Annotated in this window: 13 protein-coding genes and 1 pseudogene; 4 read left to right on the top strand and 10 right to left on the bottom strand. The window is 71.8% G+C overall.

Features of this window, described 5'->3' with window-relative positions; all coding sequences use genetic code 11:
• Positions 1-6: 6 nt before the first annotated feature.
• Both IE242_RS22535 and IE242_RS37890 read right to left on the bottom strand, forming a co-directional pair.
• Entirely contained in the window at positions 7-585 is a 579-nt protein-coding gene (locus IE242_RS22535) for a restriction endonuclease (protein WP_189862046.1), read from the bottom strand.
• A gap of 194 nt (positions 586-779) precedes the next feature.
• Positions 780-1,175: a hypothetical protein gene (locus IE242_RS37890; RefSeq protein WP_229859278.1), complete on the bottom strand. Its 396-nt coding sequence runs from the start codon at positions 1,173-1,175 to the stop codon at positions 780-782.
• Positions 1,176-1,533: 358 nt separating this feature from the next.
• Between IE242_RS37890 and IE242_RS22525 the strand changes: the two genes are divergently transcribed.
• Entirely contained in the window at positions 1,534-1,734 is a 201-nt protein-coding gene (locus tag IE242_RS22525; RefSeq protein ID WP_189862044.1) for a hypothetical protein, read from the top strand.
• A 1,280-nt stretch (positions 1,735-3,014) separates the two neighbouring features.
• The gene (locus IE242_RS22520; protein WP_189862042.1) at positions 3,015-3,911 is read left to right on the top strand and encodes a universal stress protein; all 897 of its coding nucleotides are present in this window, start codon (positions 3,015-3,017) and stop codon (positions 3,909-3,911) included.
• 466 nt (positions 3,912-4,377) lie between these two features.
• On the opposite strand, the gene IE242_RS22515 is transcribed toward IE242_RS22520, so the two are convergent.
• The 7 genes and pseudogenes from IE242_RS22515 to IE242_RS22485 all read right to left on the bottom strand — a co-directional run bounded on the left by IE242_RS22515 (position 4,378) and on the right by IE242_RS22485 (position 13,753).
• Positions 4,378-5,070, bottom strand: a complete 693-nt coding sequence (locus tag IE242_RS22515) for a response regulator (RefSeq protein WP_189862040.1) — start codon at positions 5,068-5,070, stop codon at positions 4,378-4,380.
• Positions 5,071-5,922: 852 nt separating this feature from the next.
• Positions 5,923-7,619, bottom strand: a pseudogene (locus tag IE242_RS22510) (sensor histidine kinase).
• Positions 7,620-8,362: 743 nt separating this feature from the next.
• Entirely contained in the window at positions 8,363-9,229 is an 867-nt protein-coding gene (locus tag IE242_RS22505; RefSeq protein WP_189862190.1) for a universal stress protein, read from the bottom strand.
• 8 nt (positions 9,230-9,237) lie between these two features.
• Positions 9,238-10,260: a zinc-dependent alcohol dehydrogenase gene (locus IE242_RS22500; protein WP_189862038.1), complete on the bottom strand. Its 1,023-nt coding sequence runs from the start codon at positions 10,258-10,260 to the stop codon at positions 9,238-9,240.
• Between the two features lie 43 nt (positions 10,261-10,303).
• The gene (locus tag IE242_RS22495) at positions 10,304-11,209 is read right to left on the bottom strand and encodes a universal stress protein (protein ID WP_189862037.1); all 906 of its coding nucleotides are present in this window, start codon (positions 11,207-11,209) and stop codon (positions 10,304-10,306) included.
• 152 nt (positions 11,210-11,361) lie between these two features.
• Complete coding sequence (locus IE242_RS22490; RefSeq protein WP_189862035.1) at positions 11,362-11,994, bottom strand: DoxX family membrane protein; 633 nt, start codon at positions 11,992-11,994, stop codon at positions 11,362-11,364.
• Between the two features lie 811 nt (positions 11,995-12,805).
• Complete coding sequence (locus tag IE242_RS22485) at positions 12,806-13,753, bottom strand: universal stress protein (protein WP_189862033.1); 948 nt, start codon at positions 13,751-13,753, stop codon at positions 12,806-12,808.
• A gap of 289 nt (positions 13,754-14,042) precedes the next feature.
• Here IE242_RS22485 and ppdK point away from each other — a divergent pair, with 289 nt between their 5' ends.
• Positions 14,043-16,766, top strand: a complete 2,724-nt coding sequence (ppdK, locus tag IE242_RS22480; RefSeq protein ID WP_189862032.1) for a pyruvate, phosphate dikinase — start codon at positions 14,043-14,045, stop codon at positions 16,764-16,766.
• Between the two features lie 104 nt (positions 16,767-16,870).
• Positions 16,871-17,008, top strand: coding sequence for a hypothetical protein (locus IE242_RS22475; protein WP_189862030.1), 138 nt, complete (start codon positions 16,871-16,873; stop codon positions 17,006-17,008).
• Between the two features lie 324 nt (positions 17,009-17,332).
• On the opposite strand, the gene IE242_RS22470 is transcribed toward IE242_RS22475, so the two are convergent.
• Positions 17,333-19,072, bottom strand: a complete 1,740-nt coding sequence (locus IE242_RS22470; protein WP_189862028.1) for a sensor histidine kinase — start codon at positions 19,070-19,072, stop codon at positions 17,333-17,335.
• Positions 19,073-19,123 lie beyond the last annotated feature (51 nt).

Below are 19,123 nucleotides of genomic sequence, written 5' to 3'. Positions count from 1 at the left end.
GCAGCTTCACTCGGGGTAGGGACGAAGCCTGCGGTTGGTACCGGAGCGGCTGATGTCCAGTTCCAGAAACGAAGTCAGCGGCGTCCCACTGTTCCAGAAGCCAAGCAGGTTGATGTCGATCAGGCACAGGCGGTGGCGCGCGGCGAAGTCACGGGCCGGTTTGGTGAAGACGCAGGAGGCGACGAAGAAGGGCACCTCGGCACCGTGTTCGGCGCGGGCCGTTCCGTTGAAGGTCTGGATGTCGCGGCTGCCGACCGTGCGGTGCTTGGCATAGCGCTTGCACTGGATGACGAACCGGCGGCCGTCCGGCAGCACTCCCGTCACGTCGGCTCCGAGGTCACCGGCGCCGCCCACACGTTCCACTTCGGTGCAGCCGTCCCGGCGGCACAGTTCGGCGACGAACATCTCGAACTGGCGATCGTCCATCGCCCACACCGTGTCCAGGGAGCGGCGGGCCTGTCGGCGGGCCTCCTCGGCCAGCCTCACCTTCTCCGCCTGCGCCTCGCGTCGGCCGGAACGCACCCGTCTCGCCGCAAATGCGCCGAGGACTATGACGGCCAGACCGACGAGCAGCACCGTACCCATGAGCTCAGTTCCCCCTTCTGCTGACGTGTCGTCCTGGTTTCTGCCCCGCGCTGCCGGCCCGTCCACCCGGCGCACATGGCTCGGTGCCTTACACCTCGCACTGCGAGGGGGGCGCGTGCGGCGGTCCGGCGTGTCCGGCCTTCTTCAGCTGGTTCTTGGTGGCCGAGCGGAGGCCCAATCTGCACGACCGTGACTTACCGCGTCTGGTGCCCGACCAGGATCGCGACAGTGACGCGTCCGCGGGCAAGGGTTCGCATGATCCCATCGCCCTCGCCGTACACCGCGCTGTACGCGAGCGGGTCGGCCAACGCGTCGACGAGGAGCAGGGCGACCTCCCGGCGGCCGTCCTCCGGCAGCGAGGCGAAGATCGCGTGGACAGCGGGATACAGGTGGAGCCGGTAGTTCACGCAGCGCCCCGGCGGGCCCTCCCGACGTCCGCGAGACTGTTCCGTCACGTCGATGCACGCGGCCTGGTAGTCGACGTGCAGCCGGCCGTGCTCCTTCACATACGCGCGCAACTGGTCGGCGTGCGGGGCGCCGACGTCCCACTCCTCGATGAAGCGAATCCAGGGGCGGACCTTGTCGGGCACCTGGTCGATGGGGATGGGGTAGACCTCCGCGAGGGACGTCTACCTGATCACGCGGGGGCGGGAAGGCGTGGGCGATGGCGTCGATGGTCCACTGCTACCCACTCATGATCTCCCTCCGCCCGGTCCCTCGTCCCCTGGTCCTGTCCGCCACGGCAGTGCAGCGGGTGATGGCGGGTGCGAGGCTTACTGAGGGCGCCTGTCCGGTGTGCAGGCGTGCTGATCAACTATGGGCGCTTTTCTTGGTACGAGCCAGCAGATCTGTCGGCGCGGGAATGCACGTTTGTCAACAAGACAGTGCCAGCACACGGATACGCGAAAACGCATCTCGGTTTTCACCGCCTGCTGCTACAACGTCGACATGAAGGATCTGTTGTACATTCTGGGTCTGTTCCTGGTCGGCATGGCCTTCGTAGCCATTCGCAGCGCCTGGCGGCACGACTATGACCCAATCGAACTGCTGACCGGTGCGGCGTTCTTCTGCGGCGCCATCGCCGCTTGGCGCAAGGCGGGTCGCATCATGAACAGTCAGAAGTCCTCGGCAAGCAGGCCGAAGACTTAAGGGCTTAGGTCTGCGAAGCTTGCCGCGCTCGGCGTGAACATCTCCCCTGTGTGGCCTCATGCAGGAACCAGGTCGTTGCGGAGGATTTCAGGGCATGCTTCGACCAACCGCTCGGGTGCTCCCGATGTCCGGCCGCTGGACGGCTGCTGGCTGACGCCCAGTTCGGCGGCAAGCAGAGGGCTGAGCGGTAACGATGCTGGTACAGGCAATAGCGGCCGGACCGAACGGTGCCGCGGCAGCGGCCCCACAGACTCTCGCGTCGTAGACCGCGCCTACCGGGCGCCCGGTGCCCGTCAGGGATGTCCTGCACAAATCTCGGTCAGGGCATGTCACGCGCTAGATCAAACCTCGTTCGTACAGGTCTCGTACGACACGGTCGCTGATATCGCGGATCTCCTCAGCTGTGATCCCCTTCGTCGTGGCGATGAGTACCAGCCGTACGACGTCACGCGCCTCCCCTTCGATGGCATCTCGTGAAACAGGCGACACCTGGGCGTTGAAGGACTCCGGGAATTTCGTCGACGCCGATCCAGGTATTGGGCTACGCCGCCGCCCGCTCTTTGTCGCCTGAAGACCCCTACCCCACTCCGCCGCAGTCGGGCGTCCTGCGTCCCGCGATCCACCATGACGGCCAGACGTCATCCAGTTCGCCGACCCGCACAAGGTACGGCACTTCGGCAGAACGGGACCGATGTCGCCGCTGCAACACTGCGTTCACGTGCGTGCGGGCACATGCTCTGGCTCATGTCTCATGCCGCTGCCGAATGCAGGGCACCTGTGATCGACCGCGGGTGACGGCAGTCAGGGCAGCAGGCGCATAGCCAGGACCGAGCCGTCCCGGTGTGTCGACATGAGTTCGCCCCAGTCTTCCTCCACAAGTGGCCGAAGAGATCGGCACAAACCTCGGAGAACGCCTGGCCGTTTGGGCGATAGCTGCGGTGAAGTGTTGGCTCCCCTGCCCGGTGGTGAGGTAGGGGCCAGTGGCGTCTCCGTCGCCGGCGAAGGCTGTCAGTCCAGCGGTGGCTGTGCGCGCGAGGCACCGCTGGAACCAGGCAGAGGCTTCCGGAGTCACGTGAATGCCGGGTTCGGCGGTCGGTCTCCGGTCCCCGACAGGAGATCAAGTCAAACCACCGCCTTCTGAGGCACCGATGGACCGCCTGATCATGAGGGCCGTATGCCGCCGCAACCTCGGCCACTCGGCCCTACTGCCACATCCGCCCCGGTGGCAATGTGACAACAGGCCAGTACAGGCCACCTCAAGCCTTCAGGAGGTCCTCGCCATGCCCCGTACCGTGACCGTCGGACTGGACGGCTCACCCGAAAGCCTGGCCGCGGCGGAATGGGCCGCAAGGGAAGCGGAACTCCGCGACCTGCCCCTGCACCTGGTGTACGCCTGGGACTGGCAGCCGTACATTCAGCCGGTGCCCTCTGATACGGCGCACCGGCAGTGGGGCGGGCGCGTGCTGCGCGAGGCGACCGAGCGACTGCACGACCGCCACCCCCGTCTGGACGTCACCTCGGAGCAGATACAGCGGCCTCCTGTGACGGCGCTGCTCACGGCGTCCGCCGAGGCCGACCCACTGGTCATCGGGTCCAGAAGGCTGAGCGCCGTTGCCGGGTTCCTGGCCGGTTCGGTGGGGCTTGCGGTCACGGCGCACACCGACCGGCCCGTCGTCCTCGTGCGCTCCGGGGCGAGTGCCGAGGACGAGCACCAGACGGACGCGGACGGCCGTCCGTCGACCGTCACGCCGTACCGGGATGTCGTCCTGGGCCTGGACCTCGAGCGCCCCAGCGACGCGGTCATCGCTTTCGCGTTCGAGGCCGCGGCACGTCGCGCGACCGGCCTTAGGGTCGTGCATGGCTGGAGCCTCCCGCCCGGCTCCGCCCACGGCCTCGCCGTGGATCAGGCACTCGACGACGAACTGGCCCGTCAGGAGACGAACGCGGTCAAGGAAGTCCTGGCACCATGGCGGGAGAAGTTCCCCGGCGTGGAGGTCGTCGACCAGATCGCCGTCGGGAACACCGGTGCCCACCTGGTGGACGCCGCGACCGACGCATCCCTGGTCGTTGTCGGACGACGCGTCCGGCATGCCCCGATCGGTGCCCGCATCGGGCACGTCGCGCATGCGGTGCTGCACCATGCCACGGCACCGGTCGCGGTGGTCCCGCACGACTGACCGGATACTCGGTCGACCGGAGGAGCCGGCGGGGCCGATGGCCCGCGGAGACAGTACCTCGATGCCCACCGCTGCGCTGCTTCACCCGCTGGTTCCCGCAGGCGCGTGGTACGACGCCATCTGTCTGCCGGTGCCGGGCGGGGAGGTGTCGCCCTCTAGTGAGCCTCGTTCCCGCGGCGCCGTGCGGCCCGGGAGACGGCCGCGCAGCGGCTGATGGGACGGAGACCGCCGGACAAGCGACGTGGCCATGTTCCGGGTACGGACGCATCCCTCGCACACGGTTGCCCTCGCCCGAGTGCGGCGGTCGCGGCTCGGCCGGAACCGACGTCCGGCCACCAGCCCCGGGAAGCGGCACGCGACGCCGCAGCGATGCCAGCTCCGTGGCTGCTGAGAGGGCGGGGCGTGAGCGGCACGAAGTCGAAGGGCGAACATCCTGCCCCGGCATGCCTTCCGCGGGTGGCGGGGCTCAGTTGTCCTGCTGGCGAAGCCGGTCCTGGGCCTGCGTGGCGATGACCGCGGCTTGGACGCGCCGCTCCACCCCGAGCTTGGCCAGCAGTCGGGAGATGTGGTTCTTCACCGTCTTCTCCGCGAGGTACAGGCGTTGGCCGATCTGCCGATTGGTCAGCCCTTCACCGATCAGGGCCAGGATTTCCCGCTCCCGGTCGGTCAGGCCGGGCAGTGCGTCCGGTTCTTCCTCCTTGTCCTGCTCGCTGCGCAGCCGGGCCATCAGCCTGGCGGTGGCGCTCGGGTCCAGCAGTGACTGGCCCTTGGCAACCGTGCGGACGGCCGACACCAGGTCTGAGCCCTGGATCTGCTTCAGGACATATCCGGAGGCACCCGCCATGATCGAGTCGAGCAGGGCCTCCTCGTCGTCGAACGACGTCAGCATCAGGCAGGCCAGCTCCGGCATCCGCGAACGCAGTTCCCGGCACACGGTGACCCCGTCGCCGTCCGGCAGGCGCACGTCCAGCACCGCGACCTGCGGACGCAGCGCGGGGACGCGTACCAGTGCCTGCTCCACGGTGCCCGCCTCACCGACCACGGTGATGTCCGGCTCGTCGTCGAGCAGGTCGTGCACCCCGCGCCGTACCACCTCGTGGTCGTCCAGCAGGAAGACCCGGATCGGGTCGCCGGGTCCGGGTCGTTCGCTGTCCGCCATCACATGTTCCTCCGCGTTCCGCGCTGCCTGCTCGTCCTCCGGCCCCACCCGCTGGGCGTAACCGGTCCTCTGCCTACCGGAGATCTTGGTCCATCACAGGCCGAAGCGCCAAGGCCCGGACATCGCGCTGCGCGACCGAGCTGCCTCTTCGGCGAGTCCAACTCCCGCCCCATGAAGAGTAGTTCGACCCGGGAAGGGCCGCACCGCATCGAACAGTCCCGTACTGCGCCACGCAGGGTGCCGACACTGTAGAAGCACTCGGTGACGGGGTGGCTGCTGGATGGCGGCCACGCCGAGAAGATGCTCGCTCCCGTCGACCTCGCCGCCCGGCCACCGGCAGGTTCGACCTCCGTGGCGGCGCTCCGCCGGTCTGCGCCGGCGTCACCACGTACAAGACGTCGGAGGTCACGGGCGTCCGGTCGGCGCGGCTCGTGGCGGTCTCCGGCATCGGCGGTCCTGGGCATCTCACCATGCGGCACGCCAAGGTCACCGGAGCCACCGTCGCCGCGGATGACGTCACCGACGACAAGCTGGGACTCGCCCGGAAGCTCGGCGCAGACCTACGGGTCGACGCCCGCAAGGAGCATCCGGCCAAGGTGCTCGAGCGGCACAGCGGCCCCCGTGCGGCAATCGCGGTGGCCTTCCACGAGCAGGCGTTCGCCGCCGTCCACGGCGCTCTGCGGCACTGCGGCAAGCCCGGTCATGGTGGCCCAGCCGACCGGCGGCACCATCCAGGTGCCCGTCCCGTCTGCGACCAAATTCCTTTCATGTCCGTGGACACCGGTGCGCAGTCGGCCCGCTCCTCGATGCGAACACCGACGGATCGGGCGCGGCTACGGGCCCTCGAAGGGATCAGTCGGCCGCCGCAAGAGCCGCGCTGCCGGCGGGCAGGGGCACTGTCCACTCCAGAAGGGTGCCGGTCGGGTCACGGCGGGCCAGCCGGAACGTGCCGCCGAGCTCCTCGGCGCGGCTGCGCTGGTTGGCCAGCCCGCTGCGGCGGGTGGCGGCCGGGTCGATACCGCGTCCGTTGTCCGTGACGGTCAGCCGCAGCGTCCGGTCGGCGGCTTCGACGGTGACGTCCACCGTGGTGGCCCGGGCGTGCCGGGCGGCGTTGGACAGGGCCTCGCGCAGGACGGCGAGGAGGTGGCCGGCGTGTGGGGCGGGCACGTCGGTGTCCAGCAGACCCGTCATACGCAGGGCCGGGGCGAAGCCGAGTGTCCGGGTGGCTTCGTCGGTCAGGGTCAGCAGGTCGGCGCGCAGTCCACCGGTCCGCTCCTGCCGGTCTCGGTACTGGAGGCCGAAGATGGTGGAGCGGATGATCTTTATGGTGTCGTCCAGGTCGTCCACGACCCGCTGGATGCGTTCGGCCGCTGTGGGCTGGTCGCGGACGCGGCCGAGTGCGGCCTGCAGGGTCAGCGCGTCGGCGAAGAGCCGCTGGATGACCTGGTCGTGCAGGTCGCGGGCGATACGGTCGCGGTCGCCGAGCAGGGCCAGCTGCTCGGCGTCCCTTCGGTGCTCGGCGATCTGAAGCGCCAGCGCGGCCTGGTCGGCGAAGGTGAGGACCATGTCGATGGCGGCGTCGGTGAACGGTGGCCTGCCGGGGGCATTGGCCACCTGCAACACTCCGCGTATCGCCTCGTTGTCGCCGACCGGTACGAAGAAGGCGGGCCCGAGCGGTACGACGGAGGCGCTGCCGCCCGAGGCACGGGGATCGGCGCTGAGGGCGTCGCTGGTGAGGGGTTCCCCGGTGGCGTACACCTTCGCGGCCAGGGTGGTGGCGGGCAGGGCGAGGCCCAGCACCTGGTCGGCCGCCTCACCGGCCGCGGCCTCCACGACCAGGTCGTCACCCTCGCCCAGCGGGCGGGCGAGGGTGACGAGGTCGCTGTCGGTCATCTCCCGGACGGTGTCGGCCAGCGACCGCAGGATCTCCTCCGGCGGCGCCCCCGACAGCAGGGCACGGGTCATCTCCGCGCTGGCCGCCAGGCGCCGCTCGCGGTGGCGGCTGTCGGCGTACAGGCGGGCGTTGTCGATCGCCACGCCCGCGGCGGTGGCCAGGCTGCGCAGCACCGCCTCGTCGTCGGCGTCGAAGGGCGTCCCACCGCGTTTGTCGGTCAGATAGAGATTGCCGAAGATCTTGTCCCGCACCTGTACGGGGGCGCCGAGGAACGTGCGCATGGGCGGGTGCCCCGGCGGAAAGCCCACCGCGTCCGGGTGCTCACCGAGCACCTCCAGGCGCAGGGGGTGCGGCTCGCGGACAACAGGCCCAGAATGCCGTGGCCTTCGGGATAGTGGCCGATCCGCCCGATCGTCCCCTGATCCATGCCGACCGTGATGAACTGCCGGATCGTACCCTCCTCCCCCAGCACGCCCAGCGCGCCGTACTCGGCGTCCACCAGGTCGACCGCGGACTGCACGATCCGTCGCAGCAGGTCCTCCAGATCGAGGTTGCTGCCGACCGCCAGCACCGCGTCCAGCAGCGTCTGCATGCGGTCCCGGCCGCCGCGCACCCGCTCGACATGCTCCTGCAGCTCGCTCAGCAGCGCATCCATCCGCAGCGGCGGGACCGGACCGGGACGCTGCGCTTCCGACCGGCCGTTCACCGCCGCGTTCTCGTCCTCCCGACTGACCATGTGATGCAGCATGCCCCAACGGCCCTACACGAGGACACCCCGGTCCTGCTACGGCAGGGCCCAGCCGCCGGCGCCTTGTCCACGCGTGAACGAGCACCACCCCTGGCATCGGCCGGCACCGAGCGGGACGGAAGTACGCTGCCCCTGCGGTGCGGTGACGATCCGAGTCGGGAGCTTGTGCCGCTGAACCGTGCGGCGAACCCTGCGGGCGGCGTACCCGCGAGTGGGAACGGGTCGTACGGGCACGGGCGTTCCGTGATCCCGGCGAGCCGCTCGGGGAAACGCAGCCGGTCCGCGGTCCGGGACCATCCACAGGATGCGGTCATGCAGGTCGACGCGGTGGCGTCTGCGGTACGGATCCGCTCAGCCCAGGGGGACGAAGCATCAGAGCGAAGTCGGTACAGCCGTCGCTCTCAAGCACGCTCCCGCACGGGAGCGTGTCGTCGCCGCTGCCGTCGTACTCGTCGCCGAGCGAGGTAAACGTCGGCACGCCGGTGCCGGAGCGGGACGGTCCGTCGATCGAGCAGAGCGATGCTGACGCCGCCGGAGTGCACGGCGGCCCCGGCGGCCCCATGGGCCGACCGGGGACGAGGGACGGCCGCTCGGCCCCGCCCCTGCCGATCGTCCCGCGTGTCCGCGCGGAAGTCGGCGGAAGTCCGTGCTCAGGACAGGTCGGGCACGACCGCGACCGGGCAGCCGGAGTGGTGCAGGACCGTGTGGGCGACCCGCCCGAGGTGGGGTCCGAGGTGCTGGGGGCGGCGCCGGCCGACGACCAGGAGGTCTGCCTCGTGCGAGACGGCGAGGAGCACCCGGCGGGCGGGGCCTTCGACGGTGCGCCGGTGCACCTTCACGTCGGGCGGGGTGTCCCGGAGGGCGGCCTCCAGTTCCCGTACGGCCCGTTCCTCGTGCAGTCGCTCCGGATGGCCCGCGAGCAGGGGGTGGTCGGCCGTGTCGTGCACGGGGCACCGCCAGGCCCGTACCGCCTCGAGCGGGACACCGCGCCGCCGCGCCTCCTCCTGGGCGAAGCGCACCGCCGCCGTCGGCGCGTCGCCGGCCACGCCGACGGCGATACGGCCGTGCCGTCCCGCCGCGGCCCGGTTGTCGTGGCTGCCGCGGAGTACGACGACCGGGCAGTGGGCGTGGGTGGCCACGGTCAGGCTGACGGAGCCCAGCAGCAGCTCGGTGAGGTCGCTGCGCCCGCGGTGGCCGACGATCACGGCGGTGGCGTTGCGGCTCTCGCGCATCAGGACGTATTCGGGTTCCTCGGGCACCACCGCGGTGGTCACGGACAGGTCGGTGTGGCGGCGCCGGGCCCGGCGGGCGGCGGCACCGAGGATGTCCTCGGCGGTCACGTGCCCAGATGGCTCGCCGATCTCCGGTGCGAGCGCGGCACCCTCGTACCGCTCCCACAGGGAGGCGTACACCACGCGCAGGGGCGCCCCGCGCAGGGCGGCCTCGTCTGCTGCCCAGTCGACGGCCCGCAGGCTGGGCTCGGAACCGTCGACGCCCACCACCAGGGGGAGGCTCACCATCGCCCTCACCGTCCTGTGCCGAGATCGAACACGATGCGGGCCTTGACCTGGCCGCGCAGCACCTCGTCGATCGACTCGTTGACGGCGGCCAGCGGACGGGTCTCGTGAACGACCCTCGTCCGGCCCGCCGCGTGCAGTCGGAAGACCTCGGCGAGGTCCTGTCGGGTACCGACGATCGAACCGACCACCGAGTTGCCGTTGAGTACGGTGTCGAAGATCGGGACCTGGATCGTGCCGTGTGCCGGCAGGGCCACCATGACCAGCTTGCCGCCGCGCCGCAGCCCGGAGTTGAGGGCTTCGAAGGCGGCCGGGTTCACGGCGAGCGCGAGGGCGGCGTGCGCGCCGCCGAGCCGCTTCAGCTCCGCGCCGACGTCCTGGGTGCGGGCGTCGATGACGAAGTCGGCACCGAGTTCCCGGGCGAGTTCCAGCTTGTCGTCGGTGACGTCGATGGCGGCCACCTGCGCCCCGGCGATCTTGGCGTACTGCACCGCGAGATGGCCGAGGCCGCCCACGCCGGAGACCGCGACGAGCTGCGTGGGCCGGACGCCGGCGACCTTGAGCGCCTTGTACGTCGTCACACCCGCGCAGGTCAACGGGGCGGCCTCGAGGGCGGAGATCCCTTCCGGCACGGTCTGGGCGAAGTCGGCCCAGGCCAGCATCTTCTCCGCGTACCCGCCGTCGCAGCCGTAGCCGGTGTTGATCTGCTGCTCGCACAGCGTCTCCCAGCCGGACAGGCAGTGCTCGCACCGCCCGCAGGCCCGGCCGAGCCACGGCACGGCGACCCGCCGACCCACGGTGAGATGGGTGACGCCCGCCCCGAGCTTCTCCACCAGGCCGACCCCCTCGTGCCCGGGTACGAACGGCGGGGTGGGCTTCACGGGCCAGTCGCCGTGCGCGGCGTGGATGTCGGTGTGGCACAGCCCGGACGCCTCCACGCGGATGCGGACCTGGCCGGGGCCGGGCTCGGGGTCGGGGCGCTCCTCGATGACCAAGGGCTCGCCGAACGCCCGTACGACCGCTGCCTTCATGACGGTTCCTCATTCCGTGGTCGACTTTCCGTGGTCGGCCGGGTCAGTCGTGCGCGACGACGGCGACGGGGGCGCTGGAGTGGTGCAGCACCGCGTGGGTGACCGAGCCGATGTGGACGCCGAAGGGGCTGCGGCGGATCCGCCGGCCGACCACGACGAGGGAGGCCTCGCGGGCGGCGTCGACGATGCGGGCGGCGGGACTGCCGGTGCGGGACACCTCCACGACCTCCACGTCCGGGTACTTCTGCCGCCAGGGCCGCAGTACGTCGGTCAGTTCGGCCGCCCACTGGCGGGCGGCCTCGGCGTGCAGGTCGACCCCGGCGGCCAGGCTGTAGACGGTGTACGGCGGCAGGTTCCAGACCTGGACGGCGTGCAGGGCGGTCCTGCGGCGCTGTGCCTCCTCGAAGGCGAAGGCGAGCACCGTGTCGTCGGGGTGGTCGGTGTCGAGGCCGAGGACGACGGGCCGGAACGCGGTGGCGGCCGACGGGATGCCGACGGGGTCCATGACGTGTTCCTCGGCGGCCTGTTCACCGGCGCGCACGAGGACCACCGGTGCCTCGGTGCGGGCGACCACGGCCTGTCCGACGGACCCGACCAGGAAGCCGCCGAGTCCGCTCAGCGCGCGGGAGCCGAGGACCAGCAGTTCCGCGTCGCGGGCGGCGTCCACCAGGACGTCGGCCGGCGTGCCCGGGCGCTGCTCGGTGCTCACCTCCACTCCGGGGTGACGCAGCCTCAGGCCCTCGGCGGCCTCCCGGGGGATGCGCTCGGTCCAGTGCTGGTGGGTCTCGGCGCCGAGGAGCGGGGCCTGGGCCATCGGCTCCGGCACCGGCTGCCACACGTGGACCAGCTTGACCGGCAGGTCGCGCAGCTTCGCCTCGCGGGCCGCCCACTCGGCGGCGGCCCGGCTCTCGGGCGAGCCGTCGAGTCCTACGGTGATGGTGCGGGGCATGGTGCCCTCCTCCTGTGTGGGGTGGTGCGGTGTCAGTGTCGTGTTCAGCGGGTTCGCGGGGCAGGGGCCGCTGGTCCCCGGCCGGGGCCGACCGGCCCCGTCGGCGGGCCGGTGCGGTGGGTCCGTCGGCGGGCCCACCGCACCGGTGCTGTTCAGCGGAGCCATCCGTTGCCGCGGACGAACGGGAGCCGGGCCCACAGCCGTCCGAGGCCGAGGGTGTCGCCGGCGGAGGCGACGGCGAGGGCGATGAGCACCATGGCGTAGACGAGGTGGTAGTCGGCGAACGGGTTCGTCGACATGCTCGGGGAGCCGTCCGACAGGTGCTGCGCCGGTGGCCACTCGGCCACCCACATAAGCGCCATCATCACGGTGCCCGCGACGGCCGCGAGGCGCAGGGCCACCCCGGCGGTCAGTGCCAGTCCGACGCCGAGCAGGCCCAGCATGAACAGCCAGTCCGCCCAGGCGGCGCCGGCCCACGCGTGGAAGGTGGACTCCATCGGCCCGACTGCGACGTGGCCGAGGAAGCCCTCGGTGGGCGAGCCGCCGTCGATCCAGCCCTTGCCGGACTGGGTGCTGTAGCCGAGGCCGAAGGTCTTGTCGAGGAAGGCCCACAGGAAGACGAAGCCCATCAGCAGGCGTGCCGAGGCGAAGACGTAGGCCCGTGCGGTGTGGGTGTCGCTGTGTGCCGACACGGCGGCGGACTCGGGGGCGGCGGCGGTCCGGTTCCTGCGGAAGAACGGCAGGTGGAGGTCCGCACTGCGGTGGGAGTGCTGGTGCACGGCCATGATGGTGATCCTTCGGGGTTGGTCCGGTCGGTCCGGTTGGTTTCTGACACCTTCACTGTGGCTGCTGGGGCCGGTCCCACGCCGGGTGCCGATGGGCGCAGACGCGAAGCCGAACAGCCCCTTCGCTGAGGGACCTTCGTCCTCACCCGGGGACCGACGCCGTCCGGAGTCCCGCAGGACCGCACGGTCACTCCCCCACCCGTCCGCCCAGGAAGGGTGAGGAGGGCATCCACCAGCCGTACCGGCCCCGAGCGTGGGGCGGGAAGGCGGTCTCCCCGAGCAGTGCCACGCTCGCCGCCCGGCGCTGGAGCACGCGGTCACCGCAGCCGTGACCGCGCCGTCCGCGCACCACACCCGGCCCTGGCGCTTCCGGTCCGATCCGCCGGCCCGCACCGTGCAGGCCCGGGTCACTGTGCACCGCGGGGCCGCGATCCGATGGGAAGCGCCGTCCACCTGTCCGTGGGCTGCGCGGTCCTCGGTCCGCGGGTGGCCGTGGCCGACTTCGACCGTCAACCGGTGAAGCCGCTGCTCGTCGGTCCGGCCCTGCAGCAGGACGTACCTGATCCGCATGCGCTTGCCCAGCCGGTCGAGACGGGTGGCGAGGTTCAAGGTGAGGCGAGTTGGCGGCCGGTCAGTCTCCGGTGGATCGTGACACCGAAGGGCTTGATGTCCAGCAGCACCATGTCGGTGTCGGCAAGAAGTCCGTCCGTGGCGCGGGCGCCGAGAATGCTCGGCTGGGTGGTGACCGGGCCTCGGCCCAGCCGACCGCAGCCGATTCGGCAGCAGGGAACTGCGTCCGAGCAGGGTGGGCTCAGTCGTGCGGGACCACGGCGACAGGGCAGCCGGCGTGGTGCAGGACGGCGTGGGCGACCGGACCCGTGTGAGCACCGATCCGGTGGCCGTTCGTGCGGCGGCCCACCACGAGGAGCCCGGCGTCCTGCGCCGCGTGCACCAGGGCGACGGAGGCACGGTCCTCGGTGACCGTCTCGGTCACGGGGACGGTCGGGTACCTCTCCCGCCAGGGGCGCAGCACCGCGCCCACCACGCCTTCCGCGTGCGCCTGCGCCTGTGCCCGTGCCTGCGGGTACAGGGCCGGGCCCTCGGAGGGGACGACCGGCGGGACGGTCACCGACGGTTCGGGCGCGGACCGGGACGGCGTCCGGAAGGCATGGACCACCCGCAGACCGGTACCGCGCCGCCGGGCGGCGTCGAAGGCGAACTCGATCAGCTCGTCGCAGGGATGGCCGACGTGCAGTCCCAGAACGACCTCGCGGTAGGGCGTCCCGGGGATCTCCTCCGGGGCGACGCCGTCCGCCGCCGGCAGGTGCTCGTCGGCGGCGCTCCGCCCCGCCCGCACCAGCACCACGGGGCGGGTCGACCGGGCGACGACGCGCTGGGACACGGATCCCGTGACGAAGCCGCTCACGAAACCCAGGCCGAGGGATCCCAGGACCAGCATGTCGGCGTCGGCGGCGGTGGCGACCAGGGCGTCGGCCGTCGCGTCGCACATGAGGCGCTCGGTGATCCGCAGACCGGGATGAGCCGTGCGGACGCTGCGTACGGCCTCTCGAAGGGTCTGCGCGGCCCAATCGTGCTCGGTGCGGTCGGAGGGAACGGACGACGCGGGGTGGACGTGACGGTGCCAGGCGTGCACCACGGTCAGTCCGGTTCCCCGCCGCTGGGCCTCCTGGGCCGCCCAGTGCGCGGCGGCGAGGCTCGCGGGTGAGCCGTCGACCCCCACGGCGATGTCGTGAAGCATGACGTGTCCCTTCCGGATCCGTGTTTCCTGCGGATGTCTCCGAGCCTCCTCCCGGCGGGAACGTGGGCCCAGGGGCCGTACAGCCCGGGTGGGGTCCCTTTGGGCCCTGCGGGGCCGAGCGGGTGCAGCCCCGGCAGGGATCCGCGCTCGGCCCTCTCGGCCCTGCGGGGCCGAGCGCGGGCACCGGGGCCGACCGGCCCCCGGGGGCAGGACCGCCGGCACCTCGCGGGAAGCGGTGCCACCGTCCGACGCTGGCATCACCACCCCCATAGCTGAGGAGCGCGGCGTCATGGTGCGTTATGTGTACGACTTCACGCAGGGCGGCCGTGACCTGGCCGGCCTGCTCGGCGGCAAGGGAGCGAACCTGGCCGAGATGACCCGGCTGGGGCTGCCCGTCCCGCCGGGGTTCGTCCTCACCACCGAGGCCTGCCGGGCCTTCCTCGCCACCGGTGGCGAGCCCGCGGGCTTGTGGCGGGAGGTCTCCGACCACCTGGCGGCCCTGGAGGCCGCCGCGGGCCGGCGACTGGGGCAGCCGGACGACCCGCTGCTGGTGTCGGTGCGCTCCGGCGCCCGGTTCTCCATGCCCGGCATGATGGAGACGATCCTCGACATCGGCCTGAACGACGACTCCGTCCTGGGCCTGGCCAAGGTCTCCGGCAGCGAACGCTTCGCCTGGGACTCCTACCGGCGCCTGCTCCAGATGTTCGGCAGCACGGTCATGGGCGTCGATGCCGCTCTGTTCGAGGGGGAACTCGCGCTGCTGAAGGACGTGCGCGGCATCCCGGACGACGTGCACCTGGGCGCCGCTGACCTCGCCCGGCTGGTGGAGATCTACAAGAACCTGATCCACGACGAGACCGGCGACTGGTTCCCGCAGTGCCCCGCCGAGCAGCTGCGCCGGGCGGTCCTCGCCGTCTTCGCGTCCTGGAACGGGCAGCGGGCCCGCCTGTACCGGCGGCGCGAGCACATCCCCGACGACCTGGGCACCGCCGTCACCGTACAGCGCATGGTCTTCGGCAACCTCGGCCCCGACTCCGGCAGCGGCGTCGCCTTCACCCGCGACCCGGCCACCGGACGCCCCGGCCCGTACGGCGACTACCTGGCCGACGCCCAGGGCGAGGACGTCGTCGCCGGCGTCCGCAACACCGTGCCCCTGACCGAGCTGGAACGTCTGGACCCCGGCTCGTACGCCCTCCTGCGCGAGCACCTGCGGACCTTGGAGCGGCACTACCGGGATCTGTGCGACATCGAGTTCACCATCGAACGCGGCACGCTGTGGATCCTGCAGACCCGGGTCGGCAAGCGCACCGCCGAGGCCGCCTTCGCCATCGCCGCGCAACTGGCCGACGAGCGAGTCATCACCCCGGACGAGGGCCTCGCCCGGGTGAGCGGCGAGGAGCTGGCCCGGCTGATGTTCCCACGCTTCGACGCCTCGGCGACCGGCGCTCCGCTCGCCCATGGAGTCCCGGCCTCCCCCGGTGCCGCGGTGGGTGCGGCGGTCTTCGACTCCGCCGAGGCCGTACGGCGCGCCGCGGCCGGCGAGCGGGTCGTCCTCGTCCGCCAGGAGACCACCCCCGACGACCTGCCCGGCATGATCGCCGCCCAGGCCGTGCTCACCAGCCGCGGCGGCAAGACCAGCCACGCCGCCGTGGTGGCCCGCGGCATGGGCAAGGTGTGCGTGTGCGGTGCCGAGGAGCTCTCCGTGGACGTCCGGGCGCGGCGCTTCACCACTCCGGACGGCACCGTCGTCGAGGAAGGCACGGTCCTGTCCGTGGACGGCAGCGCGGGAGCCGTGTATCCGGGCTCCGTGCCGCTGGTGGACTCGGCGGTCATGCGCTTCCTGGAGAGCGGTGACACCGACCGCTTCCTGGAGAACGGCGACACCGACGAGAGGGCGGTGGGGGTCGTCGACGCGGTGGCCCGCGCGCTGGCCCGGGCCGACGCCGTGCGACGGCTCGAGGTGCGGGCCAACGCCGACACTCCCGAGGACGCCGCCCGCGCCCGCCGGTTCGGCGCGCAGGGCATCGGCCTGTGCCGTACCGAGCACATGTTCCTCGGCGAGCGCCGCCAGCTGGTCGAGGACATGATCCTGGCCTCTTCGGACACCGAGCGCGAACGGGCCCTGGCGGCCCTCCTGCCGCTCCAGCGGCAGGATTTCACCGCCATCCTCAAGGCGATGGACGGCCTGCCCGTCACCATCCGGCTCCTCGACCCACCGCTGCACGAGTTCCTGCCCGACCGCACCGACCTCGCGGTACGCACCGCCGCCGCCGAGGCCCGCGGCGACCTGCCGGACCCGCACGACGCCGAACTGCTGGCCGCGGTGAACCGGATGCACGAGGAGAACCCGATGCTCGGGCTGCGGGGCGTGCGCCTCGGCCTGCTGGTGCCCGGTCTGGTCGCCATGCAGGTCCGGGCGATCGGCGAGGCCGTGGTGGAGCGGACACGGGCCGGCGGCACGCCCCGGGCAGAGATCATGGTCCCGCTCGTCGGGGACGTCCGCGAACTGCTCATCGTGCGCGAGGAGGTGGAACGCGTGCTGGCCGACGTCTCCGCCGCGGCCGGCGTCCCCGTCACCTGCCCGGTGGGGACCATGATCGAGCTGCCGCGGGCGGCGCTGACGGCGGGCCGGATCGCCGAGGAGGCGCAGTTCTTCTCCTTCGGCACCAACGACCTCACCCAGACGACCTGGGGCTTCTCCCGCGACGACGTCGAGGCGGAGTTCTTCTCCGCCTACCTCGACCGGGGCGTCTTCCCCGTATCCCCGTTCGAGACGCTCGACATCGACGGCGTGGGCCGCCTGGTCCGGATCGCCGTCGCCGAGGGCCGCGCGACCCGGCCGGACCTGACGATCGGCGTATGCGGCGAACACGGCGGCGACCCCGACTCGGTGCACTTCTTCCACACCGCCGGCCTGGACTACGTCTCCTGCTCGCCGTTCCGGGTTCCGGTGGCGCGGCTGGAGGCCGGTCGGGCCGCCCTGGAGGGCACCGAGATGAGCGACAGCAGGTGAGGCGGGACCGTCGGCCCCGGGCCCGGGGGTCTGCCGGCCCTGGGGCCGGGGCGCGGTGCGCAGCAGTCTTGAGGCTGCCGGAACGATCAAAAGGAGTGGACCACATGGCTGTCGAGGACATCGCCCTCGCCGACCGGCTGCAGGACCGGCTGCGCGGCCGCACGGAACGCGCCGCGCACCGCCGGGACGTGGCCCGCAGGACGGCCACGCCGCCTCCGTGGTGCGGCGGCCCGCGGCAGTGAAGGCGCCCGGCGTCCGCACCGGACGGCGGAGGAGCGGAGCCGGTCCGATGCCCGCTCCTCGCCGTTCTTGCGAAGGAGAACCGACGAACGCAAGCCGACCCGGCCGGGCCGGGCACCAGTCCCCCGGAGCCGGTCGGCCTCCACGTACCCCGGCCCGGCAAGTTCCGCTCGCTCCAGCGGCCGCGGCCGGTGCCTCTCGACCTACTGCGCCGTCTCGACTCCTCTCTGACGATGGCCATGGCGGCGGCCCGTGCTCCGCGGCAGCGCCTCGGCGAGTCGGCCCGGGCCGGTTCCGTTCCGGGTGGCTTCGCCGCCGGGCCGTGGTCAGCCCGCCGGCGGGGCCTGCGTCCCGCACACCGGGGCGTGCCATACGAGCCGGGTGCCTCCGCCCTCACGGTCGGCGAGTTGCATGTCCCCGTTGAGCTTCCTCGCCCGTTCCGCCATGTTGGCCAGGCCACTGCGGCGGCCCTCCGCCGGAATGCCCACGCCGTTGTCCGTGACCGTGAGGCGCACCTCGTTGCCGTCGGTCTCCAGCACCACCTCGGCGTGATCGGCATGAGCATGCCGGGCGATGTTGGTCAAGGACTCGGAGAGGACGGCCACGACGTGGTCGGCGATCTCCTTGGGGACATGTGTGTCGAGCAGCCCTTCCATGCGGACGCTGGGCGAGAAGCCCAGGACCGGTACGACCTCACCGACCACGCGTACCGCCCGGGACCGCAGACCGGGGGCCGCCTCGTCGTGCCGGGCGCGGAGGCCGAAGATCGTCGACCTGATGATTTTGATGGTCTCGTCGAGGTCGTCCACCGCCCTCAGCACACGCTGTGAAGCCTCCGTGTGCTCGATGAACCGGCCCGCGCTCTGCAGCGTCATGCCGGTGGCGAACAGCCGCTGGATGGCCAGGTCGTGCAGATCCCGGGCGATCCGGTCACGGTCCTCCAGCAGGGCGATGTGCTCGGCGTCCCGGCGTCGCTCGGCCAGTTCCATGGCGACGGCGGCCTGCGCGGCGAAGACCTGCAGCGGTTGCATCTCCTTCTCGGCGAACTCGCGCCCGCCCGCTTCCCGTACCAGAAGCACCACACCGCGCGCGCCCTCGCCCGAGCCGATGGGTACGGCCACCGCCGGGCCGAGACCGGCGAAGCGCGGCGCACCGGCCGCGATCCGCTCGTCGCGTCCGATGTCCGCGCTGGTCGCCGGGGCTCCCTCGGCGAAAGCCCGGCCGATGAGACTGCCCTCCGTCGGCAGCACCAGCCCCCGGTGCGCCTCCGCTTCATCGCCGATGGCCAGCTCCACCGCGAGGGAGTCGGTGCCCGTCATCGGTATCGCCACCACGGCAAGGGCCGCTCCGGTGATCTCCCGTGCTTGTTCGGCGACCAGTCCGAGGACATCGCCCTGGGCGTCACCGGACATCAGACGGTGGGTGATCGCAGCGCTGGCCTGCAGCCAGCGCTCGCGCAGCCGGGACTCCTCGTACAGCCGGGCGTTGTCGATGGCGACGCCGGCGGCCACCGCCAGCGTGGCGAGCACCGCTTCGTCCTCCTCGTCGAACTGCAGCCCGCCACGTTTCTCGGTCAGGTACAGATTGCCGAAGACCTGGTCGCGCACCCGAATGGGGACGCCGAGGAAGGAGTTCATCGGCGGGTGGTTCGCCGGGAAGCCGTAGGAGGCGGGATGTTCCGAGAGCCTCGCGAGGCGCAGCGGTTCGGGACGGCGGATCAGCTCACCGAGGATGCCGTGTCCCTCCGGGAACGGGCCGATGCGGGCGATCTGCTCGTCACTGACACCGACCGTGTGGAAGGCCGACAGCCGCCGCCCGTCCGGGCCGATCACGCCGAGCGCGGCGTACTCGGCGTCCACGAGAGCCGCCGCGGCCTCCACGATGCTGTGCAGCGCCTGTTCCAGATCGAGCTCCCGGCCGACCGACAGCACCGCCTCCAGCAGGCTGTGCACCCGGTCCCGGGTACCGCGGGCCGCGTCCAGGCGGGCCTGCAGCTCCTCCAGCAGTTCGTCCAGCCTCAGCTGGGGCAGCCGAATGCGGGCCTGATCACCCTCAGGGCTTCCCACCGCTGATCCTCCCGATCGTCATCTGCAGCCGACTGCCGAGCCGCTCCACTC

Source organism: Streptomyces poonensis (genome assembly GCF_014650915.1).
In the GTDB taxonomy this organism is placed as follows: domain Bacteria; phylum Actinomycetota; class Actinomycetes; order Streptomycetales; family Streptomycetaceae; genus Streptomyces; species Streptomyces poonensis.
Note: the sequence above shows the minus strand (reverse complement) of the source record. Positions and strands in the feature narration are given on the sequence as shown.